We start from the raw sequence: 24,721 nt of genomic DNA, 5'->3' as shown, positions 1-24,721 counted from the left end.
AAATAACTGTAATCAAACAACTTATATCGGCATAGCTTAAAATAAAAAACCCGGCTCTGTAAGGGAGCCGGGTTTAAAAAAGAGAGGAATTTTAATCAATTTTTCACAATCTTCTTTACAGATCTGGCATTTTCTGTAGTTATTTCTACAAAATAAATACCAGGACTAAGGTTAGAGACTGGCACTTCGATCATCGAGTCTGAGCCTTCAGACTGAGTCGTTTTTACCAGTGCTCCAAGAGTATTATAGAATCTGATGTTCATCTTTTCCATCACCGGGCTGTACAACTTCACATACATTACCTCTTTCACAGGGTTTGGATGAACCTTCCAGCTTTCTTCTAAGTCGCTGTCATTGGTAACCTTGTCTACTACAACCACATCAAATGTTGTTGTGATCTCTCCGCCTCTACCATCAACTCCTTTAAGGGTGATAGTAGAAGTACCCAAAGTAGATGGGGTAACCAGCATATTGTTATCGTTCACAAATATCTCCACTACCTCACTACTCGAAGTTGGAGTCAATGAACTTACCTGGTCACCATCGGGATCGGTAAACACTGAACTCAAGTCCAGACGATATTCACCTGTATAAAGATTCAAGGTCTGGTTATCTAAAAGGTTTGCTTCAGGAGCTCTGTTCACATCTACAACCTCAACTTTGATAGTAGAAGTTCCTTCGATTCCATTTTCATCTTCAAGGATCACGTCGAAAGTATGAATTCCCGCATCCTCAAAGTCTGGACTGAATGAGAAGTCTACCATTCCTTCAGCGAAGTTAAGTTCGGTCTTAGGATTAGCCTCTGCCATTCTCGCTCCTGCAACCAGGTCTCCTTCAAGATCTGAAGTACCTAAGCTTATATTAAGCGTTTCGTTCTCATTAACATAATACATCTCATCAGCAACTAGATCTGGCGCCTGGTTAATATCAAGGGTAACCGGGATACTTACCAGTTCCATCTCTGGATCATTGGTTTCAATATTAAGCATCGCGAAATTACTTGCCTTGGAAGCTCTGGCTGGATTTAATTCAACATTCATATCCATAGTCGCTCCTGCGGCAACATCTCCAGTGGTATTTCCAGTTAAAGTAAGCCAGTTCTTCTGAGCTGCCTCTACTTCCCCGGCACGTACGATCCATCCTGAATTGGACAATCCTGCATCGGCGATATCCCACCAGAAACCTGCATTGTAGAACTTATACCTGTTGCTTTCGTGAGCGTCGACATAACCAAGACCCTGTGGATAGTTAGCACCAAGCGGATAAGTGATCACCACAAAGAACTTCTCATATGGCTGAAGATCTACCGTCTCACCAAGGGCAAGAGTGATAAGCTCTCCATCAACATTTGCAGTTTCTGCTACATAGTTCAAAGTTTCTTTATAAAGTACATCTGAATCTTCCAGCTGGTTTCCAACCCTGATCTCTACAGTAAGGTCTGAATTTAACCAGTCACCCCATGCATACCAGGTTTGAATATGAGATAGATTGAAACCACTTTCCGGTGCAATGAATCTCGTTGAACTCGCGAATACAAGATCTCCGTTGAATCCAACAGAAGTCCATGGACTTTGAGTATCTTCATGAGCCAGGATGTTTGCGAATTCCTCGTTGTTCTGAACGATCGAGTAATTCGGTTCAAAGCTCACGTCATTTCTCAATAGGGTTGCATCTACATCAGAATTCAGTGGAGCCGCTGCCGGGCTTACATCAGTTCTCATATAGTTCATCCCGATGGTATAGTTCAATGGAGACTCTCCATCAACATTCCCCATATTCAGAGTATGTGTGTATACATCATCGTTAAAAGCAAGGTGATAGATCTCTTCATTGTTAACAGTAAACGATGGTGGCAGTTTGAAGGCAGCTTTTATAAGCAACTCTTCAGTAGTCCCAAAATCGGTATCAACCAACACTTTGTTAGTATAAGCATCATTTGGAGTTTGAGGACTTACCGTAAGCCTGAAAGTTTTAGATTCAAAACCTGGTTCGACCGTAAATGAATCTGTTGCTCCAATTGGTTGCCAGCTCCATCCCCATCTAAAGTGCCACACGAGGTGCTCTATAGTTGCAGTAGATGCATCTTCAACACGAATATTATTAACCGTCATGGTCTTTTTACCTGTGTTCTTGAAAGCAACGTCGTGCATATATGCTGCATCTGGACCTACCATTTCTTCTCCAAGATCCACTGTTTCAGGAATGAATGTTAATTCCGCATCACCCGAAACCTCAAGGTTAATTGGTACTACAACTTCAGGAGTTAACGGAGTATTATTGATCACTTTTAAGGATTCCTCATAAGTTCCAGCATTGGCTCCATTCGTATTGAAAGTAAGATCATATTCCCTGCTGGCGCCGGCCTCAAGAGTTTCCTTGGTTGCAGGGTTAAATTCTACAGCTACCTCGTTCGCCAGGTAATCCTGGTAGTAAGCGATCTGGGTTCCATCAGATCCATCTTTGTTTTCGATACCTATAAGTCCGTAGAAGGCTCTAATTGGCTTGGAAGGATCGTTCTTATACTGGAACTTGATCTTTCCATTTTTGTATAGTATGGCCTGTATGCTAAATTCTCCTCCAATATAGAACAGGTTGTTGTAACCTCTCCATTCGAAAACCACTTTATCATCAAAGGCTTTCATATATCTTCCCCACTGATCTTCAGCAAGGTTAGTATTTGGTCCACCAGCCGCAAAATATGGAGAAATTATATTGTTTAACTCATCATCGTTAGGAACAGATGGAGGTACAAAGTAAGATAATGACTCATCCTCGATCTCATCAAAGCTTAAAACACCCTGGCTACTCATCCAGACTTTATCATATTTTTCCTCGTAGAATTCGAATTCGAAAGGCAGGTCAAGTACCTCCCAAAGATCTCCATCAGCCAGGTAGAATTGAACTTTGTCCTCCTCGTTGAGTTTTATCCACTGCGCATTCGGCTGCATGGTCTCGTCATAAGTAGAACGATGTACATAAGTAAATTCAGGAACCGAATTCTGAGCTGCTGGCTGCTGAACGGTCACGTGCTCTGTAGCTGCGATCGCATATTCCAAGGTTGACTTCCCGGTGTTAGTAACTTTGAAACTTTTCGTCATTTCCTCATCAGGGTTCATAGAAACTGAATATTCAGTCTCCATTACTTCAATACCTGGAGCATCGATCACATTTCCTGTAAAGGCTACTTCGTAAGTTGCGCCTTCACTATCGGTTAAAGTAAGTGTATTGTTCACTGCACCAACCTCAGAAGTGTTCAGCGTATATTCAATGAACAGGGTCTGGTTTGGCTCGATCACCACACTGCTCTCTCCTTCAAAACGAAGACTCGCGTTAGCAAAGTTGATATCAGTAATTTCTATCTGCTTCGAACCTTCGTTCTTGGCACCAATTATTCCTCTAACTTCTGCCTGCTGAAAATTATCACCAAGGTCCACTTCGGTCTCACTAAGAATCAGTTCAGATTCTCCTCCACCAACTACATCGATATTCACTTCTAGCGGAATAGAGCTATTAAAAGGATCATTGGAAAGAACTGAAATATATTCCTTATGCGTTCCCTCGATAAGTTTTTCACCATCAAGAGTGATCATGACCTCTTTCGATTCACCTGGCTGTATCATTCCTTTGGCCTCGGTAACTTCTTTGATAAGACCAAGTCCTGGGCTGTGGATATGAACGATCTGCTGAGGCATCATTGGTAATTCTACCTTATCAGAGCTGGAATTAACCAGGACACCATCATTCTTAGCCTCATTTTCAATAGCGCTATAGAAACTTCTCAACTGGTAAGAAAATAATCCGTCGAACTTATCATAGATCAATTTGATGTCTCCATCGCTGTAAAGCTCGATCTGGAAGGTAATCGCAACATTATCCCTGTCATTTGAGTGTCTAACATCGGTATACTGAACGATCAGTTTACCAACTTCTCTCTTCAAATGGATGCTTCCAGCTTTGGAAAGAGCCCATTCTTTTAACAATCCTGATATGTATCCATCTGGCAATTGAGCGCTATGGAACTTAGAAGTGGAATTAAAATTCCCGTTTTTTCCTAGAGTAAGCACACCATATTTAGTGATATACATGTGGTCTACCGCTTTTCCGAAGAATGGGAAGTCAAACCCAAGATCAACATTATAATAGTTGTTCATCGGGTTGGATTTAAAGAATTCGGTAATATCTGTCCCGGAAGTAGAGATATCATTGAATTCATAACCATTATAGGGTGTTCTTTCCATCACGTATGGATAACGCTGAACACTCTCCGGAAGATTCTCGATATGACTTACATCTTCAGTAAATGCAGGGAATCCGTATTGAAGTGGATATTCTCCTGTATTCTTCAAAGTGAAACTTGCCTGGGCGTTATCTCCAACATTGATGTTTTCGAAGTTCACTACCGCAGGATCGGCCTCGATATGCGCTGATTCAGTTCCAACACCAAATACGTTGAAAGTATGAACATCACCATTCCAGCTGGTAAGTGTGATCTCAGCATTTTCGTTACCTACCCCAGATGGTGTATAGGTAATAGACATCGTAGTTTCAGATTTGGCGGCAACATTCAAGGAAAAAGTAGAAGTATTCACCTTAAAACTTGGACTTGAAGAAGTTACCGTACGGGTTCTGAATCTTCCAAAACCTGTGTTCTGAATAGTCATTTCCCTGGTTGCTGAAAGCCCGTTGAAAACGCTTCCGAAGTCAAGGATATTATTGGTAGCAAGCGCCGGCTTATGACCAGTAACGGTCACATCTGCAGCTACCCTGTGAATTGGTGTGTCTGAATCGTTAGAATTAATAACGATATTAGACTTGTAGTTACCATTGATCAGCTGGCTGGCGTCAATAGCAACTTCCATATCCTGTTCACCTACCCCAAGTATCTGACCCTCCGTTGGGTTTAGCGTCATATAATTATGAAGAGGCTCCACATTGCTTGCAGCAGTAACGGCCCAAACGAACTGATCGTTGTTCATGGCCCCTGCAAGCGGCACCCAGGTTTCCCCAAGGTCAAAACTCATCAAAGCATTATCTGATTGCTCCGGGCTTTGCTCCGGCCCAACTCCAAGCGGGTAAAGGTTCCCGGCAGGAATATGGAATACGATCCAGAAAGTAGTTCCCTGCTCAAAGAACAATTGTTCTTTCAGGTTATACCCATGATATCTGGAATCGTTCTCGCTGCGACCTACGAACTGGTCGTCTGAATAGATAAGATTATCCTCAAGCAGCTCTTCTCCTTTATAGATCTCCAGGATGGCAGGACCATCTTCCTGGTCAAGGTTCAAATAAGCCTTAACATAAGTAAGGTTGAAGCCGTCAGCCTCATCTACTCTAAACCTGGTGGCAGAAGAGTTGGTCGCTGTGGTATCGGTCTCTCCAATAATATAAATTGGATTGATACCATGATATTTTTTCTCTGAAGATTCCCATGCATTCTGAACCGCGTTCCTGGTTTCGAATTTCTGGACAAATTCAACCGGTTCCTGCTTTACAGTAAGCTGGTTTGCACTAACCGTAGTTCCTCTAGCTGGTAATGCAGCCCTGGTGTATGACTGGAAATTGGAAACCTGACGAATTTCTGAATCCCAGTTAAGAATTCCATCCTGTTGGTTAAGGATCTTGAAGTTCTCAAGAGCATTTTCATCTACCTGGGTATCGATATTCACATTGATGTTAGCCACATCTGTAGCGATATCTGGCCCCTGGTTGGTAGTTGCTTCAACCTGGTTGGAAGCTTCAGCAGCATTACCCCAACGATCTATAGCCGTTACGGTGAAGTAATAGGTAGTCTCGAAATCAAGGCCTTCAACGGTAGTTTCGATAAGATCTCCCACGTTGCTGAAATCATTAGCGACCATCATTTCTGAAGCTTCGCTCATATCCATGTTTTTGGACCACTGAAGTTTATATTCGTAAGGAGTCGTATCTCCAGCATCTGAAGGAACCGTGAAGCTCAGCGTTGCGAAATCTTCTGATGTTCCCAATAGAGTTAGGTCAGAGATGGTTTCAGGTGCCTGCTCATCATCTGGCGCAAGTGCCAGGTAAGCATCCATAAATCCTAGCCCTAGTTTTCCTTCGAACTCCGGGTTATGAGAATCGATCTCCCTGATCCCACGGAACAAACGCTTTTTAAGGTCTTCGCTAGTAAAAGTTTCAGATCCATATTTAGAGATCACAAGTGCTGCGATACCTGAAGCATGAGGAGTCGCCATGGAAGTTCCCTGCATATAACCGTAACGGTTATCTGGAAGTGTACTTAACACCTGGCTTTTATTTCCCTGTCTCAAACTTCCACCGGTAGTAGTTAGGTCTACCCAGGTTCCATAGTTTGAGTAATTCGCTTTTTTATAATCGGTTCCGGTAGAAGCGATAGCGATGGTCTGGTCATAATAACTTGGGTAGTGAATTTCGTCTCTTCCATTATTTCCGGCAGCGAATAATACTACTCCACCCTTCATCGGGCTTCCAGGATAGTTTCCTGCTTCCTCGATAAAATAATCGATCGCATCCAGTACTGCCTGCTCAAATGCACCAGCAGACTGGTAACCCCAGGAGTTCTGAGAGATCACCGCACCATTATCTGCACCATAAACGATTGCAGGAGCAAAGCTTCCGGAACCGTTATCGCTAAATACCTGGGCTGAAATGATCTTTACTCCGTCGCCATTACCGGATCCACCTGCAACGCCGGCTACCCCTTTACCGTTGTTGCTGGTGGCTGCTACTGTTCCGGCAACGTGAGTTCCATGGTCCTGATCTGTGATCTCACCCTGGTTCTCAGCGAAGTTATATCCATACACATCATCTACATACCCGTTAAAGTCATCATCTTCTCCGGGTGTACCGTTTAATTCTGCGGTATTTATCCACATATTATCTTTTAGGTCTTCGTGATCTGTATCTACACCACCATCAACCACGGCAACGATCACATTGGATTTCCCCATGCTTATGTCCCATGCTTTTGGAGCATTGATATCTGATCCTGCAACCGATCCTTCAAGACTTCCGTCATTGGAAAGATGCCATTGATCGCTTAGATAAGGATCGTTGGTAGTAGTTTCCATGGCAGCAGCGCTTGGTCTTTCTACTACACTGCTTCCAGAATAGTTCAAAGATTTCTGACGAATTGGCTCTGCCCAGGAAATATATTCATTCCCTCCATATTCATTGGCAACTGCCTTGATATCTGCCTCGTTCTCAACATTTATTTCATACCAAAGATGAAGACCATGCTTAATGTGTTTTGCCTCGTTCTTTCCTGCATCTGGAAAAAGGCGGCGCATTTTAGAGGCTGCATACCTCGCGCTGATTTTATCAAAGCTGCTAAGTCCTGTTTTTAGAACACCACTGGTTGATGCCTTATTAAGGTCCTTTACAACTAATTCTAATTTGTCCGGCTTGATCTTTATCCGAACCTTACCCGGCACAAAATCGGAATTTTGGGCCATAAGATTTAAAGAACCGGCCATCCATAACATGATCGTCAGGATTCCCAGCTTTTTAAATAACTGTGTAATTTTATTCATAATTCTATTTTTGCTATCGTTATTTTTTTCTTGATTAATCTCAGTATCGAATTCCTTCACCTCCCTGCTCTTCAATACGTTTAACATGGAGCGAAGTGCCTTTCTTTGTGAGGCATTTCTATTGAGCCAGTGGTCGACACTTTCGTCATCCTGCTCCTTCATGTTTTCTATTTAGTTTGAGCTACTTCTACTTTTTCTTCCAGAGGTTCATTATTCGATGCCTTATTGCCATTACCAAAAGCAAAACTCACGGAAAATCTAAGTGTATTCTCCAGTGGGCTCACCACATCTGAAGTATTGAACAGGTAAGAAAGGTCAAGTCTGGCGTTTCTGAAATTAACTCCTCCACCTACAGTGGCGAATTGCCTGTTACCAGCATCTTCAGCTTCATGAAAATATCCGGTACGTAAAGCGAAGACATCTTTATATTTATATTCTGCTCCAAGCGCATAAACCAGGCTACCAAACTCGGTATCTGAAACTAATAGAGAATTCAGTTCAAGGTTTGCCGTGATAGAATTCTTAGGATCCATTAAAAGTTCATAACCCGTTCCCAGTTTTAGGTTGGTGGGCATCTGGGATTTTGGACCTCCTTCTACCAGTTCTACATTAAAACCGATATTACTCAAAGACATCCCAGCACGCCAGATACCCTGATTTTTTCCGAGTTTCATAAGGTCTGACTGATAGTATGCTCCAACATCGGCCACGAAGGTATTTATGTTAGAATTATTGCCATCTAAAGCATAATCTGAACGTACATATCTTCCCGTAACGGCAGTAGAGAAATTTTTACCTAGTTTCAAAGAATATGAACCTTCAAGGGCAGCTTCGTAAGGATTTGCACTACCGGTGCCGTTTCCAGAAGCATCAGAAAGCTCTATGGCTCCCAGCGAAAAATAGCGCATTCCCACTCCCCAGGTACTTCTTTCGTTTATTCTTCGTGCGAAAGAAAAACTACCCAGAAAAACATCGTTAGAAATGTTTCTTAGCCATGGGGTGTAGTTCAGCCCAAGAAGCATTTCTCCTTCCATGAAGGCATATTTCGAAGCATTGAAGAATTGCGAATAGGCATCTGCAGAGGTAGCAACCCCCATATCTGCCATTCCCCCGCTTCGTGCATCGGGTACAATTAAAAGAAAAGGTGCAGCGGTATTTTGCACCCCTGAGTCCTCCTGTGCAAAACCTACCTTTACCGATAAAGGTATCAGGAGCAACCAGAACAATAATTTTTTCATTTGAATTAAGTTTTTGGTGCATTAGTTAGTGCACCGATTAATGATTCTTCAAATGAAAAAATTTTGTTAAGACGGGATCAAAATTAGGCGTGACAAAATCTATACACGCCAGTTATTTAAGGTTACAATACCTATACAAAAGGTCTTAAAAACCTAATTATAAGACACTTAAACTAAATACTATTTAAAAAGGTAGTAAGATTGACTTCAGAGTTAGTTATACCCAATTTTTTACGTAACCGGTATCTTCCCACATCAATTGTACGGATGCTTTGCCCGGTTAGGGAAGAGATCTCTTTTGAAGAAAGTTTGAGTTTGGTGAAGGCTGCCAACTTCATTTCATTTGGGGTTAGCTGGTAATTTGAAGACAGCTTTTCGTAGAATTCTGAATGTACTTCCTGGAAATAAAGATCAAATTCTTCCCAGGATTCGTTGTTATGGCTATACTTTAGTTGCCGTATCATTTCTGAAAGAGCTTTATCGCATTGAGCCTTAGTTAGTTTTTTTGCCTCTCGAAGTTTTTCGATAAGACCAGAGATCATCTCGTTCTTTTGCAGCAGGAACATCAGGTTAGACATCAGCTTTTTATTCTTATAGTCCAGTTCCTGGTGTAATAAGTGCTTCTCCTTTTTAATGTTCTCGTTCTGAAGCCTGGTTTGCCTGGTCTTGATCTTTTGAAGACGGAAGAGTATAAAAGCAATGATCAATAAAAGCAAAAGTATCCCGAAGATGAATTTATAAACCGTCTCCCTGAATTCCCTTTTCTTTTCTTCTATCTGCTTTTGTAGTTGATATTCATATTTCGCTTTTAGCCGCTCCTGGTTTTTTATGCTTTCCTCATTAAACACATTATTCCTGGATTCCATCTCGAGTTTCTGCATCTGGTAAGCTTTCTCGAAATCTTCTCTGTTCTCATAAACTGTTTTCAGAGCTTCAGAATTTTCTATTACCTGCTTCTCGTAACCCATTTGCATTGCACTTTCCAAGGATGCCTGCAGATACTCTTCTCCCTCCTTAACCTGGTCAAGCTTCAAATAAATGATACCAATATGTGTTTGAGACTGGCAGATGCCCAGGGTATAATTGCTCTCCTTTCTTATCTCCAGAGCCTTTTTGTGCCAAACAAGCGCTTTATTAAAGTTCTCCCGTTTTACTTCCAGGGAGCCCATATTACTGTATGCATTGGCAAGGTAGTATGGCTCATCAAGCTCTTCAGAAAGTTTTATGGCCTTTCTATATAATTCTTCGGCCTCCTTTAACTTACCGATATTCTCATTGGCAATACCCTCGTTATTGTATATAACACAATAGGGCAATAGTTCGATCCTCGTGGAGTCTTTAACAGTATATTGCTCCCTGATCTTTTGAAAACGCTTAAGTGCCTTCTCATAATCTTCAGAATCCAGGTAAATTCCAGCTATGCTTATATCTGCATAAAACCTATACTGGGCATCCTCATCAAGCTCAGAAGCTTCTGCAATTTCGAGATAGGTCTCCATAGCCCTGTCTGATTGTCCCTGGGTGAGATAGGTATTTCCCATATCAAGTAAAATACGATATCTCTGTTTGGAGTAACCCTTATCTGCCAGGAAGGCTTCAAGTCGCTGGTAGTAGTAAAATGCCGAGTCGAGGTTGGTTTCCCGAAGGTCAGTGGCCTTTTTATAAATTTCAGAATAGAACAGGCTATCTGCAGAGGTCATTTTCTGACCTTGAGCCATTCCATAAACACTTATAAAGATTAGTAAGGGAATAATCTTCTTCATTGTTTAAAATCTAGTAGGCTTATTAAAAACAACTTTAGTTTTTCTTAACATTTCAGGTCCGCAAAAATATAATTTTAAGTGTATTAACCTGATTTTCAAATAGGTTTTTTCTGTAAACTTTTATGCTCGAGATGCTAGTTTACCAGGCATGTATATAAATAAAAGGAAAAGAAGATGATGAGAGCAAGGAGTATTGGTTTTCAGATTAAAGATTATGAAGTAAGAAAATTCTTTAGGTTAGGACTTCAAGGACATTTCCAACTTCCTTAGAAACCTATAAAACTCCATCTTGAATTTCACATTTCAGTTAAAAATAGAAACAAAAAAGCCCCTGAAAAAAATCAGAGGCTTATATTAAATAGGATCTAATAAAGCTTACATATCACCCACCTTCACGCGGTGTTCCATATCTACATCTTCCACTACATCTTTCCATTCTTCCAGGAACAATCTCCATGACCCTTTCCCGTGTACTTCCTCATAGGTATCCACGAGTTTACTGTCATTTTCCATATCGGCAAATTTATCGTATCCCCATACAAGTCCAACATCGGGTCCGCCCTTACGGCTCACCTCAGATTCGAAGACCAGCATATTACGGTCACTCATTTTCGCAAAGGCTTTCTGAAGCTTTTTCATGGAATCATCGAACCTGTAACCTTCCCAAGGTTTTAAATAAACTGCCCAGGTCTCATATCTTTTCTTATTTCTGAATTGGTCCATTCCAGAGGACATTTCCTTATTAAGGGACCAGAGATCTGTTGTCCCATACTCCTCCACATATTGCCCTACCTGCTCTTCCCAGTCTTTGGAATGAGCATCATCCACTGGTCTACTATCTAAAGAGGCATAGCTACCATTCATGACCCATACATACCATCCCGCCTTATTACCGTATTCCACTCTTCTAAGCATGGCCTGGTTGTCTTTCCCAGGCGCATGGAATTTTTTGTTGTGAGCTGCAACACCCGCTTCGAACTGTTTGTTCATACCAGGCTTCGGTACAAGATAAAGAGTTTCATAAAGGGATTTGGGCTCGCTGTTTTCCTGTGAATTAGCTGTTGTATAAAATAAGAAACAGGCTAAAAAATAAATAATGTAGTTTTTCATAATTCTTATAATGTTGATTGAATCTTATAAATTAAGAATAAATACAATGAAAAACACACAAATTACTGAATACTAGTTAATTATACCCTTTTTAAAGATTAAAGGCACAATCTATTGACTATCGAATCTGAAAAACCAGTTCTAAAAGCCATTGTAACCTTGATAACCAGAGAGCATAATTTTTATGTCAGGAAACCTGGGACGGTTGGTTCATTCAAGTTGAATACAAATGCAATTGAGAATTATTTAAATACCCGACTGGAAAAGCAGGAAAAAAGAATGGTTAGATTGGAAACTGAATAAACGTCCAGCCTATATAAACAAAAAAGCCTTCTTCCATCAAATGGAAAAAAGCTTTTCATTGGTTAACCAAAATCCTCACAACATAGGATTATAATTCGGTTAACTACACATCCCGACAAGTCGGGACAAACAACACAACTAATCATTAGCGCCAAAAAAAGCCCCCCGATTTGAGGAGCTTCTTTTTGCAATTTTGCGGTCTGGACGAGACTCGAACTCGCGACCCCCTGCGTGACAGGCAGGTATTCTAACCAACTGAACTACCAGACCGTTGCGTTATTGCGAGGGCAAATATACGTCCCTTTTTAGATTCACCAAACCTTTTTTTAAAATTTTTCAAACTAATTTTCTCCCCTCTAGCCAAACTTTTGTTTTTCAAGTAAATAAGCCGTCAATATTTTTTCAAAATTTTTATTGATATCTGCCTCGACATATTTAATCCGGTACTTCGCGCATTGCATTTTAAGATTTGCGAGGTATTCCTCTATGGCTTTTTTGTAATTCTCCCTGATATTATCTGAATATAGATCCACCTCAGCCCCGGTTTCAACATCTGTAAATCGTCGAGGAGTGTTCTCAAAATTAAATTCCAGTTCCCTTTTTTCATCCATCACATGAAAAAGGATGACTTCGTGCCGGTTATATTTTAAATGCCTTAAAGCCTCGAACAATTTTTCCTCTTCGGCATCGGCCTGGAACATATCTGTAAAAAGGAATATCAGCGAACGTCGTTTTAATTTCTCGGCGATCTGATGCAAATAAGTATAGGTATCTGTATTCTTTCTTTTCGCAGAACTGCTTAATAGCTCGTTCAGTTTATGCAAAAGCATGTGATGATGGCGCTCACTGGACTTCTCTGGCGCGTAAAACTCAAATTCATCACTATATATGCTAACTCCCACAGCGTCTCTCTGTCGCTTTAAGATCTCCATCAGGCAGGCCGAAGCCAGCACAGAAAACCCGATCTTGTTCAAAGCACCTAAATTTTGATCCTTCATGGCAGGATAATGCATGGAAGCCGAGTTATCCAGGATCAAATGACACCTTAAATTAGTCTCCTCCTCATACCTGCGGGTATACAGCTTATCGGTCTTGGCAAAAAGCTTCCAGTCGATATGCCGGGTGCTCTCCCCATTGTTGTAGATCTTATGCTCGGCGAATTCCGCAGAAAATCCGTGAAACGGACTCTTATGAATTCCTGAAATATAACCTTCCACCACCTGTTTCGCCAGGAGGTCGAGGTTCAAAAATCCGCCGGTTTCGTGAAGTTCTTTTTCAATATTCATAGTTCGTATGAAATTACCGATACTTTATGAATAAAAAAAGCCCCGCTAAAAGCGAGGCTCAATATTATATGAAATCAGTTCTTACAATAACTGATCAATTGCATCTGCATAAGTTTGTTTTGGAGCTACTCCAACCTGACGTCCTACAACTTCTCCGTTCTGGAAGATAAGTACGGTAGGAATGTTTCTAACGCCGTATTTTGCAGCAAATTCCTGGTTCGCATCAACGTCTAGTTTCCCTACAACGGCTTTCCCGTCATATTCAGTACTAATTTCATCGATGATCGGTCCAACCATTCTACAAGGTCCGCACCATGCAGCCCAAAAATCTACCATTACAGGCTTATCACTTTTAAGTACCTGTTCTTCAAAATTCGCGTCAGTTATTTCAACAGCCATAATATGTTATTTTTTTAATGTTTCTAATTTGATTCGTAAAAGTAGTCAATAAAATAAATATTCCTTACACTACCAATATTGCATTTGACTATGAGCATATTGGTTAGTTTTATTTGAGGTCCCCACCCTGCGCTTCCGCTCCGGGTGACCGGGCTTTCGGCGCTACGCGGTAGCTCGCCTCAATCCCTGGCCTAAGCCCTCTCCTTTTTACGAGAAATTCCGTCAAGCTGTCCCGACGATTCGGGAGTTTCAGCTTCTCAAGCAAAAAGATCCTGAAACTAGTTCAGGATGACGAAATAGAGCTAGTTCAACTTATACATGAACTGCTCGGCCTCCAGGGCTTCGATCAATTCCTGTGAAATCTTGATCTTATGCTTTCTACTAGGCATACGCAGCTTTACCTGCTCTTTCATTTCATAGACCACGAAGTTCAAATGGCAATCTCCCTTATGAGACATAAAAGTATCCTTTAACCACTCTATCTTTTCATTCTTAAGATCATCAATATTCAACTGAATGGTAAGTTTCTTGGCATTTTTGTCCATCACATCATGTAAAAGACCAATCTCCCTGAACTGTATTCTAGGCTCTCCTTTTTTGCCGGTATCCTTATTGGTCCAACCTTCTTTCACAAAGATCTTCATGTGTATAAAATTATTCGGAACGAAGAAATGTTTCATTCTCAAATACTCCTCTCCAAAGATCTTGAACTCATAGGATTCATCGTAATCCTCTACTGTAAATATCGCCCAGCCTTTACCATTCTTGGAAACACGATGCTGTACATCTACTACCACGCATCCCATGGTAAGTTCCCTGTTCACGATGGACTCTAGATTCCTGCAATCTGATAATTTCCCGTTACAGAAATAATTCATTTCTATCTTAAAATCATCCAGTGGGTGACCCGAAATATAGATCCCTACCACTTCTTTTTCACGGCGTAGTTTCTCCATGGTTCCCCACTCCTCACAACCGGGAATTTCAGGCTCCGGGATCTGCACATCGCTGGCTTCGCCAAAGAGGCTTACCTGTGAGGAATTCTGACTCTCCTGGAACTTCTGCGCATATTTTACCACCTTTTCCAGGAAACTCATTCCGTTCCCATCATCGTGGAAATACTGCGCACGGTGAGTGGTTCCAAATCCGTCGAAACCGCCGGCAAGGGCGAGATTCTCAAATGCCTTTTTATTGGCTGCTCTAAGGTCTATTCTTTTGGCCATATCAAATATAGATCGATATGGTCCTTCTTTTGTTTTTCTATTCTCAACGATGGTGGCCACTGCTCCGGCTCCAACCCCTTTGATCGCTCCCATTCCAAAACGAACCGCGTTATCTTTATTTACCGAGAACTTATAGTAAGATTCATTTACATCTGGCCCAAGAACATTCAACTTCATGCGCTTACATTCTTCCATAAAGAAAGTAACCTGCTTAATGTCGTTCATGTTATTAGAAAGTACCGCCGCCATATATTCCGCAGGATAATGCGCTTTTAAATAGGCTGTTTGGTAGGCGATCCAGGCATAACAGGTAGAGTGAGATTTGTTAAAAGCATAGGATGCAAAGGCTTCCCAGTCTTTCCAGATCTTTTCCAGGACTTCGGTTGGATGCCCTTTGGCTTCTCCACCACCAATGAATTTCGGTTTTAATTCTGCCAGTAAAGAAGCGATCTTTTTACCCATCGCTTTACGAAGCATATCCGCTTCACCCTTGGTGAATCCTGCCAGTTTTTGCGACAAGAGCATCACCTGCTCCTGGTAAACCGTAATTCCGTAAGTTTCTTCCAGGTATTCTTCCATTTCCGGAAGGTCATAGGCGATCTCTTCATCACCATGCTTACGGGCAATGAAACTTGGAATGTATTCCATTGGTCCGGGACGATAGAGAGCGTTCATGGCAATAAGATCATCGAAAACCGTAGGTTTTAATGCCTGCATGTGCTTTTGCATCCCCGGTGATTCATATTGGAAGATCCCGATTGTTTCACCTCGCTGGAACAACTTATAAGTTTCCTCATCATCCAGCGGGAAATTATCAGGGTCCAGGTCTATATCATGTCTTCCCTTTACAATTTTTACAGTGTCCTTAATTAAGGTTAGCGTTTTAAGACCCAGGAAGTCCATTTTTAGCAGACCCGCACTTTCCACGACCGAGTTATCGAACTGGGTCACATAAAGATCTGAATCCTTAGCCACCGATACCGGTACATAATTGGTAATATCACCGGGAGTAATGATGACCCCACAGGCGTGAATACCCGTATTTCTAACCGATCCTTCAAGGATTCGCGCCTGGTTCACCGTTTCGGCTTCCAGGTCATCTCCTTCAGCAATATTAAAGAGTTCGTTTATTTTTTCAATTTCTTCACTACGGAATTTAGACTTTATGGTCTTGTCATCCATAGCGAACAGCTTACCTAATTTAGTATTCGGGATGAGCTTCGCGATCCTATCAGAATCCATTAAAGGCAGGTCTAATACCCTTGCCGTATCACGAATAGATGATTTCGCAGCCATGGTACCATAAGTAATGATCTGCGCCACCTGGTTTGCTCCGTATTTCTCGATCACGTAATCCATCACCCGGCTTCGGCCTTCATCATCAAAGTCGATATCAATATCGGGCATACTCACACGATCCGGATTCAGGAATCTCTCAAAAAGCAGATCATACTTAATAGGATCAATATTCGTGATCCAAAGGCAATATGCTACCACAGATCCTGCAGCCGAACCACGACCCGGCCCTACCGAAACTCCCATTTCTCTTGCGGCGCGAATAAAATCTTCCACGATAAGGAAGTATCCGGGATAACCGGTATTTTCAATAACCGATAATTCGAAATTCAGACGTTCTTCTATTTCCGGAGTAATTTCAGGATAACGTTTCTTAGCGCCTTCAAAAGTGATATGTTTTAAATAGGCATTTTCACCTCTTTTCCCACCGTCTACTTTATCTTCCTCGCTTAAAAACTCATCAGGGATCCCAAAGGCCGGAAGTAATACATCCCGGGCCAGTTCAAAAGGCTCAATTTTATCTACGATCTCCTGGATATTGCTAATAGCTTCAGGCAGATCCTTGAAAAGCTTCTTCATCTGGCTACCAGACTTGAAGTAGTATTCATCATTTGGCAACCCATAACGGTAACCACGACCACGCCCTATTGGCGTCGCCTGCTTCTCACCGTCTTTTACACACAATAAAATATCGTGGGCATTGGCATCCTCCTGCTTCCAGTAATAGGTATTATTGGTAGCGATCAGTTTTATATCATGTTTTTTAGAAAACTCCACCAGAACAGGATTCACCCTGTTTTCATCTTCCTGGTTGTGACGCATTAGTTCGATGTAAAGATCCTCACCAAACTCTTCTTTCCACCAAAGCAAAGCTTCTTCTGCTTGCTTTTCACCTACATTCAGGATCTTACTTGGAACCTCTCCATAGAGGTTTCCGGTAAGCACGATAATGTCTTCTTTATATTGTTTAATAACTTGCTTATCTATACGAGGCACATAATAGAACCCATCTGTATAGGCCTTGGAAGACATTTTTGCCAGGTTATGGTAACCCTTCTTATTCTTAGCCAGCATCACCACCTGGTAACCATTATCTTTCCGGCTTTTATCGGCATGATTCTCACAAACAAAGAATTCACAACCCACAATTGCCTTTAAAGGTTTTTTCAGGTCTTCTCCATTTTCCTCGGCAGTTGCATTATGCTCCTTTACACTCTTATTATAGGTTCCCACTTCCTTTACAAAGTGAAAGGCACCCATCATATTCGCATGATCGGTCAGTGCCACCGCACTCATTTCTTCTTCAGCAGCTGCAGCCACAAGATCTGGAATACTTATGGTAGACTGTAATACCGAAAACTGCGAATGATTATGCAGGTGAGCGAAAGGAACCTCATCCAGCATCTCCAGGTTTTCCTGGATCTCTTCATGAGAAATATCATCTGAAGGCTGTTGCTTTTCCAGCCTCTTTCTTATCTTATCTGAAGCCTTTTTAAGGTTGATATGCTTCAGTCCTATCAATTCTATCCTTTGCGGATTCTCTTCAGAAAAGTTTTCAAAATAATCTGAAGGAACATCAAGCTCCTCCACGGTATAAATTCTTTGACGGATCAACTCAAGAAAACAACGCGTGGTAGCTTCCACATCGGCAGTCGCATTGTGTGCTTCCGCGAAAGCCTCATCAAATAAAAATTCGTGTAATTCTGTAAGCGTAGGCAACTTAAACTTTCCTCCTCTACCTCCGGGAATTTTACAAAGCTCGGCCGTTTTTTCGGTACAGGTATCCAAAACAGGCATTTCCTGCAGGGAATTATCAAAATCCCTTCTTATGAATTCGGCCCCCATGATATTAAGGTCGAATCCAACATTCTGTCCTACTACGAACTTGGATCTTTTTAAAGCCTCATTGAATTTTTCCAGCACCTCATCCAGCGGGATCCCTTGCTCTTTTGCAAGATCTGTAGAGATACCGTGAATACGCTCTGAATCATAAGGAATATCGAAACCTTCTGGCTGTACAAGGTAATCCTGGTTTTCTACAAGATTCCCCATCTCATCATGCAACTGCCAGGCGATCTGTATACATCGCGGCCAGTTGTCTGAATCGGTTAGCGGGGCGTCCCAGCGCTTGGGAAGACCGGTGGTTTCGGTATCAAAAATGAAGTACATTCCTTAGTATTTTAAGCCTTAATGAAGAAAAATTTATGGTTCGCAAAATTAAACCATCCGGGCTAAAATAAGGAACTTTATCCCTGAAATAAAACTTTGTTTTCAGGAATTATTAACCAATAAAAAATTACGTGTAATCCACTATTTTGACTTCATTCTATAGTTGAATTTTTTATTGCCCCTCCCACGGAAATGAAAAAATCAGTTCCGACCTCTCCCCAGGGAGAGGTGAATCACACCTATATTATTATTTGAAATTTTCGCAAAAAAAAGCCTCACAAAAACCTGAAAATTCAGATGATTTGTGAGGCCTGATACGAACACTAAAAACTACTACTACTTCAATCAAACATTGCTCGCATCTTTGGGTTTACAATCCTTCAGTATATTGTCATTGGGGTGATTTTCCCGAAAGACTTTAAATAGTAGTAAACTATGCCTGTTTTTCCAGGGTTTTTACTTCATTAAGCGAAGCTACGATCGCATTTTTCTGCTTGATCAGGATATTTCCTGTCGATGCAGGAATATCTGACTCTTTTATTATAGCTTCATATTCTTCAACAGCAGCTTTCTCTCCTCTAATCGCTTCCTCAAGAACTGCTTCGTCTTTATCATTAGACACACTAGCTTTTAAATTCATCCAGGATCTGTGCACATCTCCAGCAATGCTGGTTCCTTTATCTGGGTTTTCCCCAAAATTCCTGATCTCAGATTTTAATTCATGACCAAAATCATATCTTTCCTGCGCACGTTCTGAGAAGAAATTCTTCAAACGCTCATTTTTTACTTTTTCTGCTGCCAGTTTATATCCTTTTTCAGCATCATAATTCTTTTCTAACAATTCATTCAGTTTCTTAGAAACCTCACTTGAATAACTCATAGCTTATATTTTTTTCAATTTTTCTTTCGAGTAAAGATAAGGTCAGAGGACCGCCCCAACAACCTCTTTAACAGGGTTTAGCACTAATTAACCTCTTTTAACAGCAGGGCCATTTTTTAACTAAAATTCTTCCTAAATTAAAATTTGACTGTGGCAAATTCCCTTTTCAGGAAGATTTGTAAAATCGAACCAGAAATACTTGAAAATTAGAAAAATGTAGTATCTTTGCGCACTTATTAATAACCGGGGTCGAGAACCCCAAAATTTAATTTTTATGCCAGTAAAAATAAGATTACAAAGACACGGTAAAAAAGGAAAACCTTTTTTCTGGATTGTTGCTGCGGATACCCGCGCAAAAAGAGACGGTAAATTTTTGGATAAATTGGGAATCTATAACCCTAACACAAATCCTGCTACTATCGAACTTGATGTAGACGGAGCTGTAAAGTGGTTACAAAACGGTGCTCAACCAACAGATACCGCTCGTGCTATCCTTTCTTACAAAGGAGCTTTACTTAAGAAACACTTAGCAGTAGGTGTAAAAAAAGGAGCTTTAACTGAAGAGCAGGCTGAGGAGAAATTCAAAGCATGGTTAGAAGAAAAAGAAGGAAAGATCGGAGCTAAAAAAGAATCTTTGAGCAAAGCTCAGGAAGCTGAAAAAGCTAAAGCTCTGGAAGCTGAGAAAGAAGCTAACGCTAAGCGTGAAGCTGAATTCAAAGAAGCTGAAGAAGCTGAGGCGAAAGCTGCTGCTGAGGCTGAAGCTGCTGCAACTGCAGAAGCTACAGACGAGGCTACCGTTGAAAATGCTGAAGAAGAGGTGGGCGCTGCAACTGCAGAAGAAGCTAAAACTGAAGACAAAAAAGACGCTTAAACAGCAACCTGCAATGACTAAGGAAGAATGTTTCTATCTTGGAAAAATCGTTGCGAAATTTAGCTTTAAAGGTGAGGTGCTCATAAAACTTGACACCGATGAACCTGAAACTTACACAGAAATGGAATCAGTTCTCGTTGAATACAACGATAATCTGGTTCCATTTTTTATTGAACGCTCCTACCTGCACAAAAGCACTCTGCTCAGGGTGAAATTTGAAGATATAGACACCGAGGATAATGCCGAAGATATGATAGGCACCGAGGTTTATCTTCCACTAAGCATGCTTCCGGAACTACCGGAAGACAAATTCTACTTTCACGAGATCATAGGTTTCGATGTTATGGATGCCGAACATGGAAATATCGGTAAAATAGTCTCCATCAACGATACCACTTCACAAGCCCTTTTCGAAATAGAAAAAGACGGCAAACAGATCCTTATCCCTATGAATGATGAATTCATTGAAAAAGTGGATAAGAAAAACAAGACCGTAAAGGTAATTACTCCTGAAGGCCTTGTAGATCTTTACTTAGGTTAGGCAAAAGATTTATTCCAGTCGAAAGCCTCCAGAATTGGCTCAAAAACAACTTTTCCGTTTATAATATTAAGTCCTTTAGCCAAAGAACTATCCTTTTCACATGCCTTCTCCCAGCCATGCTCGGCAAGTTTCAATACATAAGGCAAGGTCACATTGGTAAGCGCAAGAGTTGAAGTATAAGGCACTGCACCAGGCATGTTAGCCACACAATAATGCACCACGCCATCTATAATATAAGCAGGATCTTCATGAGTCGTAGGCCTGGTAGTCTCAACACAACCACCCTGATCTACTGCCACATCCACGATCACCGCACCCGGCTGCATCAATTTCAGCATATCACGAGTAATTAATTTTGGTGCTTTTGCGCCGGTTATAAGAATACCACCCACCACAAGATCTGTGGTCTGTAGATGCTTTCTAATATTGTATTCATTGGAAAATTCGGTCACCACATGACTCGGCATAATGTCATTCACGTAACGCAACTTATTCATGTTCACATCAAGAACCGTAACCTGCGCCCCAAGACCTGCAGCCATTTTCGCGGCCTGGATCCCAACTGTACCTGCACCTAACACAAGCACTTTACCCGGAGGTACGCCGGGAACACCGCCTAATAGAAGGCCTTTCCCCTTAACCGGTTTCTCCAGATATTTCGCCCCCTGCTGAATAGCCATTCTTCCGGCAACTTCACTCATAGGAGTTAGCAAAGGCAAGGTACCATCCTCATCTTCTACCGTTTCATACGCAATACAAACAGATTTACTCTTCATCATGGCTTCCGTAAGATTTTGATTGGAAGCAAAATGAAAATAGGTAAACACGATCTGATCCTCTTTAATAAGATCATATTCCTGCTCGATAGGTTCTTTAACCTTTACGATCATATCACTTTGCTGATAAACCCGGTCTATGGAAGGTAAAATGGTAGCTCCGGCAGCATGGTAATCTTTATCATCGAAACCACTGCAGTCACCAGCGGTAGATTGAACCAGAACCTGATGACCTAATTTGGAAAGTTCAAGCACTCCGGCGGGAGTCATTCCCACCCTGTTTTCATTGTTTTTGATCTCTTTTGGAATCCCGATTATCATAGTAGAAGTTTTAGATTCCGAAAAATAGTAAAGAAAATAAAAATAGGGGTGTCAAATGTAAAAAATAACATTTGACACCCCTATTTGATATTTTTAAGGGGGTTAAATTACAATATTTACAATTTTACCCGGAACAACTATAACTTTTTTAGGGGTAGATCCGTCTAATTGATTTTTTGTTCTTTCATCTTCCAGAACATTTTTCTCAATTTCATCTTTACCCATATCCAAAGGAAGCTCCATCGTAAAACGCATTTTCCCATTAAAAGAAACAGGATAGTTCTTTTTGCTTTCTACTAAATACTTCTCTTCGAATTCAGGATATTTTGCGGTAGTAACAGAATCTGAATTCCCCAGCTTTTCCCAAAGCTCTTCAGCGATATGAGGAGCATAAGGAGCGATAAGCACCGCTAATGGCTCAAGAATCTCACGGCTATTGCATTTTTGAGCGGTAAGCTCGTTCACACAGATCATAAAAGTCGATACAGAAGTATTAAAGCTGAATTCTTCAATATCCTCGGTTACTTTCTTAATGGTCTTATGCAAGCTCTTTAATGAATCTGCTGAAGGTTTTTCATCTGAAACAGAGAATTCCTCACCGTCATGGTAAAGCTTCCAGAGTTTCTTCAGAAAGTTATGCACTCCGGTGATCCCGGCAGTATTCCATGGTTTCGCCTGATCCAGAGGCCCAAGGAACATTTCATACATTCTTAAAGTATCTGCCCCGTAATCTTTACAGATCTCATCTGGGTTCACCACATTGTACTTGGACTTGGACATTTTCTCCACTTCTCTACCTACAATGTATTTCCCATCTTCGGTTAGGAATTTAGCATCAGCAAATTCCGGACGCCATTTTTTAAAGCCTTCAATATCCAACTCATCTGAAGCATTAACTAAAGAAACATCAGCATGAATAGGCTGAACATTATTGCCTTTGATCTGATTTTTAGAAACAAATACATTCTCTCCCTCCAATCTATAAACGAAAGCACTGGTTCCAAGGATCATTCCCTGGTTGATCAGCTTTTTGAATGGTTCTTCAACTGTCAACCAACCGCGGTCATGTAAAAACTTAGTCCAGAATCTTGAATATAATAAGTGCCCGGTAGCATGCTCGCTACCTCCAATATACAGATCTACATTTTCCCAGTATTTCTGGGCTTCTTCTGAAACAAAGCGATCAGGGTTCCCGGCATCCATATACCTGAAAAGATACCAGCTGCTTCCTGCCCATCCCGGCATGGTATTAAGCTCTAAAGGAAAAACAGTTTCGTCGTCTATTTCAGAATTCGAAACCACTTTATTATTCTTTGTATCCCAGGCCCAGTCGGTAGCATTTCCTAATGGCGGCTCACCGGTTTCGGTTGGGAGATATTTTTCTACTTCAGGTAATCTTAAAGGAAGATGCTCAAGGTCTATCATTTTCGGTAAACCGTTCACGTAATAAACTGGGAAAGGCTCTCCCCAATATCTCTGACGGCTGAAAACCGCATCTCTAAGCCTGTAATTTGTCTTTCCATAACCCTGACCAGTTTTCTCCAGTTCCAGAATTACTTTATTTAATGCCTCTTTATATTCCAGTCCGCTAAGGAATTCTGAATTCGCGATCACCGTACCTTCTTTCCCCGCATAAGCTTCCTGGGAAACATCTATATTTTCAAAAATATTAGGGATTGGAAGATCGAAATGCCTAGCGAAATCATGATCTCGCTGGTCACCACATGGTACGGCCATAACAGCGCCGGTTCCGTAACCCGCAAGCACATAATCTCCTATCCAGATCGGGATAGATTCCCCGGTAAATGGATGTTCGGCATATGCCCCGGTAAACACACCGGTGATGCTTTTCACATCTGCCATACGTTCGCGCTCACTTCTCTTGGCACTGGCTTCGATATAAGCCTCAACTTCTTCACGGTGAGCTTCTGAAGTGATCTCCTTTACCAGGTCATGTTCTGGTGCAAGCGTCATAAAGCTTACGCCAAAAATGGTATCAGGTCGCGTGGTGAAAACCCCAACTGTATGTCCAGTATCCTTGATCTTAAAGTCCACATGCGCCCCAACCGATTTCCCTATCCAGTTACGCTGACTCTCCTTTAAGCTTTCGGTCCAGTCAATTTTATTAAGATCCTGAAGCAATCTTTCAGCAAAAGCTGAAATTCGCATGCTCCATTGGGTCATTTTTTTTCTAATTACGGGATAACCTCCACGTTCAGAAACTCCGTTCACGATCTCGTCGTTTGCCAGAACGGTTCCAAGTTGCGGACACCAGTTAACTTCTGCTTCCGCTAAATAAGTAAGCCTATATTTTAAAAGAACCTGCTCCTTTTCATCTGCAGAATATTTATTCCATTCTGCCGCTGAAAATTCTTCAGTATCATTATCGCAGGCAGCATTCACCCTGGTATTCCCTTCAGAAGAAAAGATCTCTTCAAGTTCTGAAATTGGACGGGATTTTTCAGCCTCTTGGTCGTACCAGCTTTCAAAAAGCTGTATAAAGATCCACTGTGTCCACTTATAATAATCTGGCTCGCTGGTTCTCACCTCACGACTCCAGTCGAAAGAAAAACCGATCTTATCTAATTGTTCCCTGTAACGGGCAATATTATTTTCAGTTGTTACCGCAGGATGCTGCCCGGTTTGAATGGCATATTGCTCTGCCGGAAGCCCGAAACTATCATATCCCTGTGGATGCAACACGTTAAAACCTTTATGCCTTTTAAAGCGGGCATAGATATCACTGGCAATATAGCCCAGTGGATGCCCTACATGCAGTCCCGCTCCCGAAGGATAAGGAAACATGTCCAGCACATAATATTTTGGTTTATCAGAATCGTTGCTGGCTTTAAAAGTCTGGTTTTCGGCCCAGTATTTCTGCCATTTCTCTTCGATCTTATTAAAGTGGTAACTCATCTTCTTCTCTTTCTTATTTATCTACGTCACCCTGAACTTGTTTCAGGGTCTAAAAAATGAGAAGCTGAAACAAGTTCAGCTTGACGGTATTTTCTGAAAC

General features: G+C 41.4%; 12 protein-coding genes and 1 tRNA gene. 2 read left to right on the top strand and 11 right to left on the bottom strand.

Features of this window, described 5'->3' with window-relative positions:
* Positions 1 to 95 precede the first annotated feature (95 nt).
* The 9 genes from C8P64_RS06475 to C8P64_RS06430 form a co-directional block, all read right to left on the bottom strand.
* Positions 96 to 7,691, bottom strand: a complete 7,596-nt coding sequence (locus C8P64_RS06475) for a S8 family serine peptidase (protein ID WP_108171197.1) — start codon at positions 7,689 to 7,691, stop codon at positions 96 to 98.
* Positions 7,692 to 7,696: 5 nt separating this feature from the next.
* Positions 7,697 to 8,767 (bottom strand): type IX secretion system outer membrane channel protein PorV, encoded by a 1,071-nt coding sequence (porV, locus tag C8P64_RS06470; RefSeq protein ID WP_146167189.1) that lies wholly within the window; start codon positions 8,765 to 8,767, stop codon positions 7,697 to 7,699.
* A 173-nt stretch (positions 8,768 to 8,940) separates the two neighbouring features.
* Positions 8,941 to 10,530 (bottom strand): tetratricopeptide repeat protein, encoded by a 1,590-nt coding sequence (locus tag C8P64_RS06465; protein ID WP_108171196.1) that lies wholly within the window; start codon positions 10,528 to 10,530, stop codon positions 8,941 to 8,943.
* A 375-nt stretch (positions 10,531 to 10,905) separates the two neighbouring features.
* Positions 10,906 to 11,520: a hypothetical protein gene (locus tag C8P64_RS06460; protein ID WP_146167188.1), complete on the bottom strand. Its 615-nt coding sequence runs from the start codon at positions 11,518 to 11,520 to the stop codon at positions 10,906 to 10,908.
* A gap of 619 nt (positions 11,521 to 12,139) precedes the next feature.
* Positions 12,140 to 12,213 (bottom strand) — tRNA-Asp (locus C8P64_RS06450).
* Positions 12,214 to 12,299: 86 nt separating this feature from the next.
* Positions 12,300 to 13,229 (bottom strand): DUF58 domain-containing protein, encoded by a 930-nt coding sequence (locus C8P64_RS06445; RefSeq protein ID WP_108171193.1) that lies wholly within the window; start codon positions 13,227 to 13,229, stop codon positions 12,300 to 12,302.
* A gap of 81 nt (positions 13,230 to 13,310) precedes the next feature.
* On the bottom strand, positions 13,311 to 13,628 hold the full coding sequence (gene trxA / locus C8P64_RS06440) for a thioredoxin (protein WP_108171192.1): 318 nt from the start codon (positions 13,626 to 13,628) through the stop codon (positions 13,311 to 13,313).
* A 302-nt stretch (positions 13,629 to 13,930) separates the two neighbouring features.
* On the bottom strand, positions 13,931 to 18,316 hold the full coding sequence (gene dnaE, locus C8P64_RS06435; RefSeq protein ID WP_108171191.1) for a DNA polymerase III subunit alpha: 4,386 nt from the start codon (positions 18,314 to 18,316) through the stop codon (positions 13,931 to 13,933).
* Between the two features lie 433 nt (positions 18,317 to 18,749).
* On the bottom strand, positions 18,750 to 19,196 hold the full coding sequence (locus C8P64_RS06430) for a ferritin-like domain-containing protein (RefSeq protein WP_108171190.1): 447 nt from the start codon (positions 19,194 to 19,196) through the stop codon (positions 18,750 to 18,752).
* Between the two features lie 274 nt (positions 19,197 to 19,470).
* Here C8P64_RS06430 and C8P64_RS06425 point away from each other — a divergent pair, with 274 nt between their 5' ends.
* A complete protein-coding gene (locus tag C8P64_RS06425; protein WP_108171189.1) occupies positions 19,471 to 20,067 on the top strand; it encodes a 30S ribosomal protein S16 in 597 nt (198 codons plus the stop codon).
* Between the two features lie 13 nt (positions 20,068 to 20,080).
* The gene (rimM, locus tag C8P64_RS06420) at positions 20,081 to 20,608 is read left to right on the top strand and encodes a ribosome maturation factor RimM (RefSeq protein ID WP_108171188.1); all 528 of its coding nucleotides are present in this window, start codon (positions 20,081 to 20,083) and stop codon (positions 20,606 to 20,608) included.
* Here rimM and ald read toward each other — a convergent pair.
* Complete coding sequence (gene ald / locus C8P64_RS06415; protein ID WP_108171187.1) at positions 20,605 to 21,705, bottom strand: alanine dehydrogenase; 1,101 nt, start codon at positions 21,703 to 21,705, stop codon at positions 20,605 to 20,607. The genes rimM and ald overlap by 4 nt on opposite strands.
* A gap of 102 nt (positions 21,706 to 21,807) precedes the next feature.
* Positions 21,808 to 24,621, bottom strand: a complete 2,814-nt coding sequence (leuS, locus tag C8P64_RS06410; protein WP_108171186.1) for a leucine--tRNA ligase — start codon at positions 24,619 to 24,621, stop codon at positions 21,808 to 21,810.
* Between the last annotated feature and the right edge of the window lie 100 nt (positions 24,622 to 24,721).

The sequence above is a fragment of the Christiangramia gaetbulicola genome (assembly GCF_003054225.1).
GTDB classification, from domain to species: domain Bacteria; phylum Bacteroidota; class Bacteroidia; order Flavobacteriales; family Flavobacteriaceae; genus Christiangramia; species Christiangramia gaetbulicola.
The sequence above is the reverse complement of the archived record's forward strand: the minus strand, read 5'-3'. Positions and strand labels throughout refer to the sequence as shown.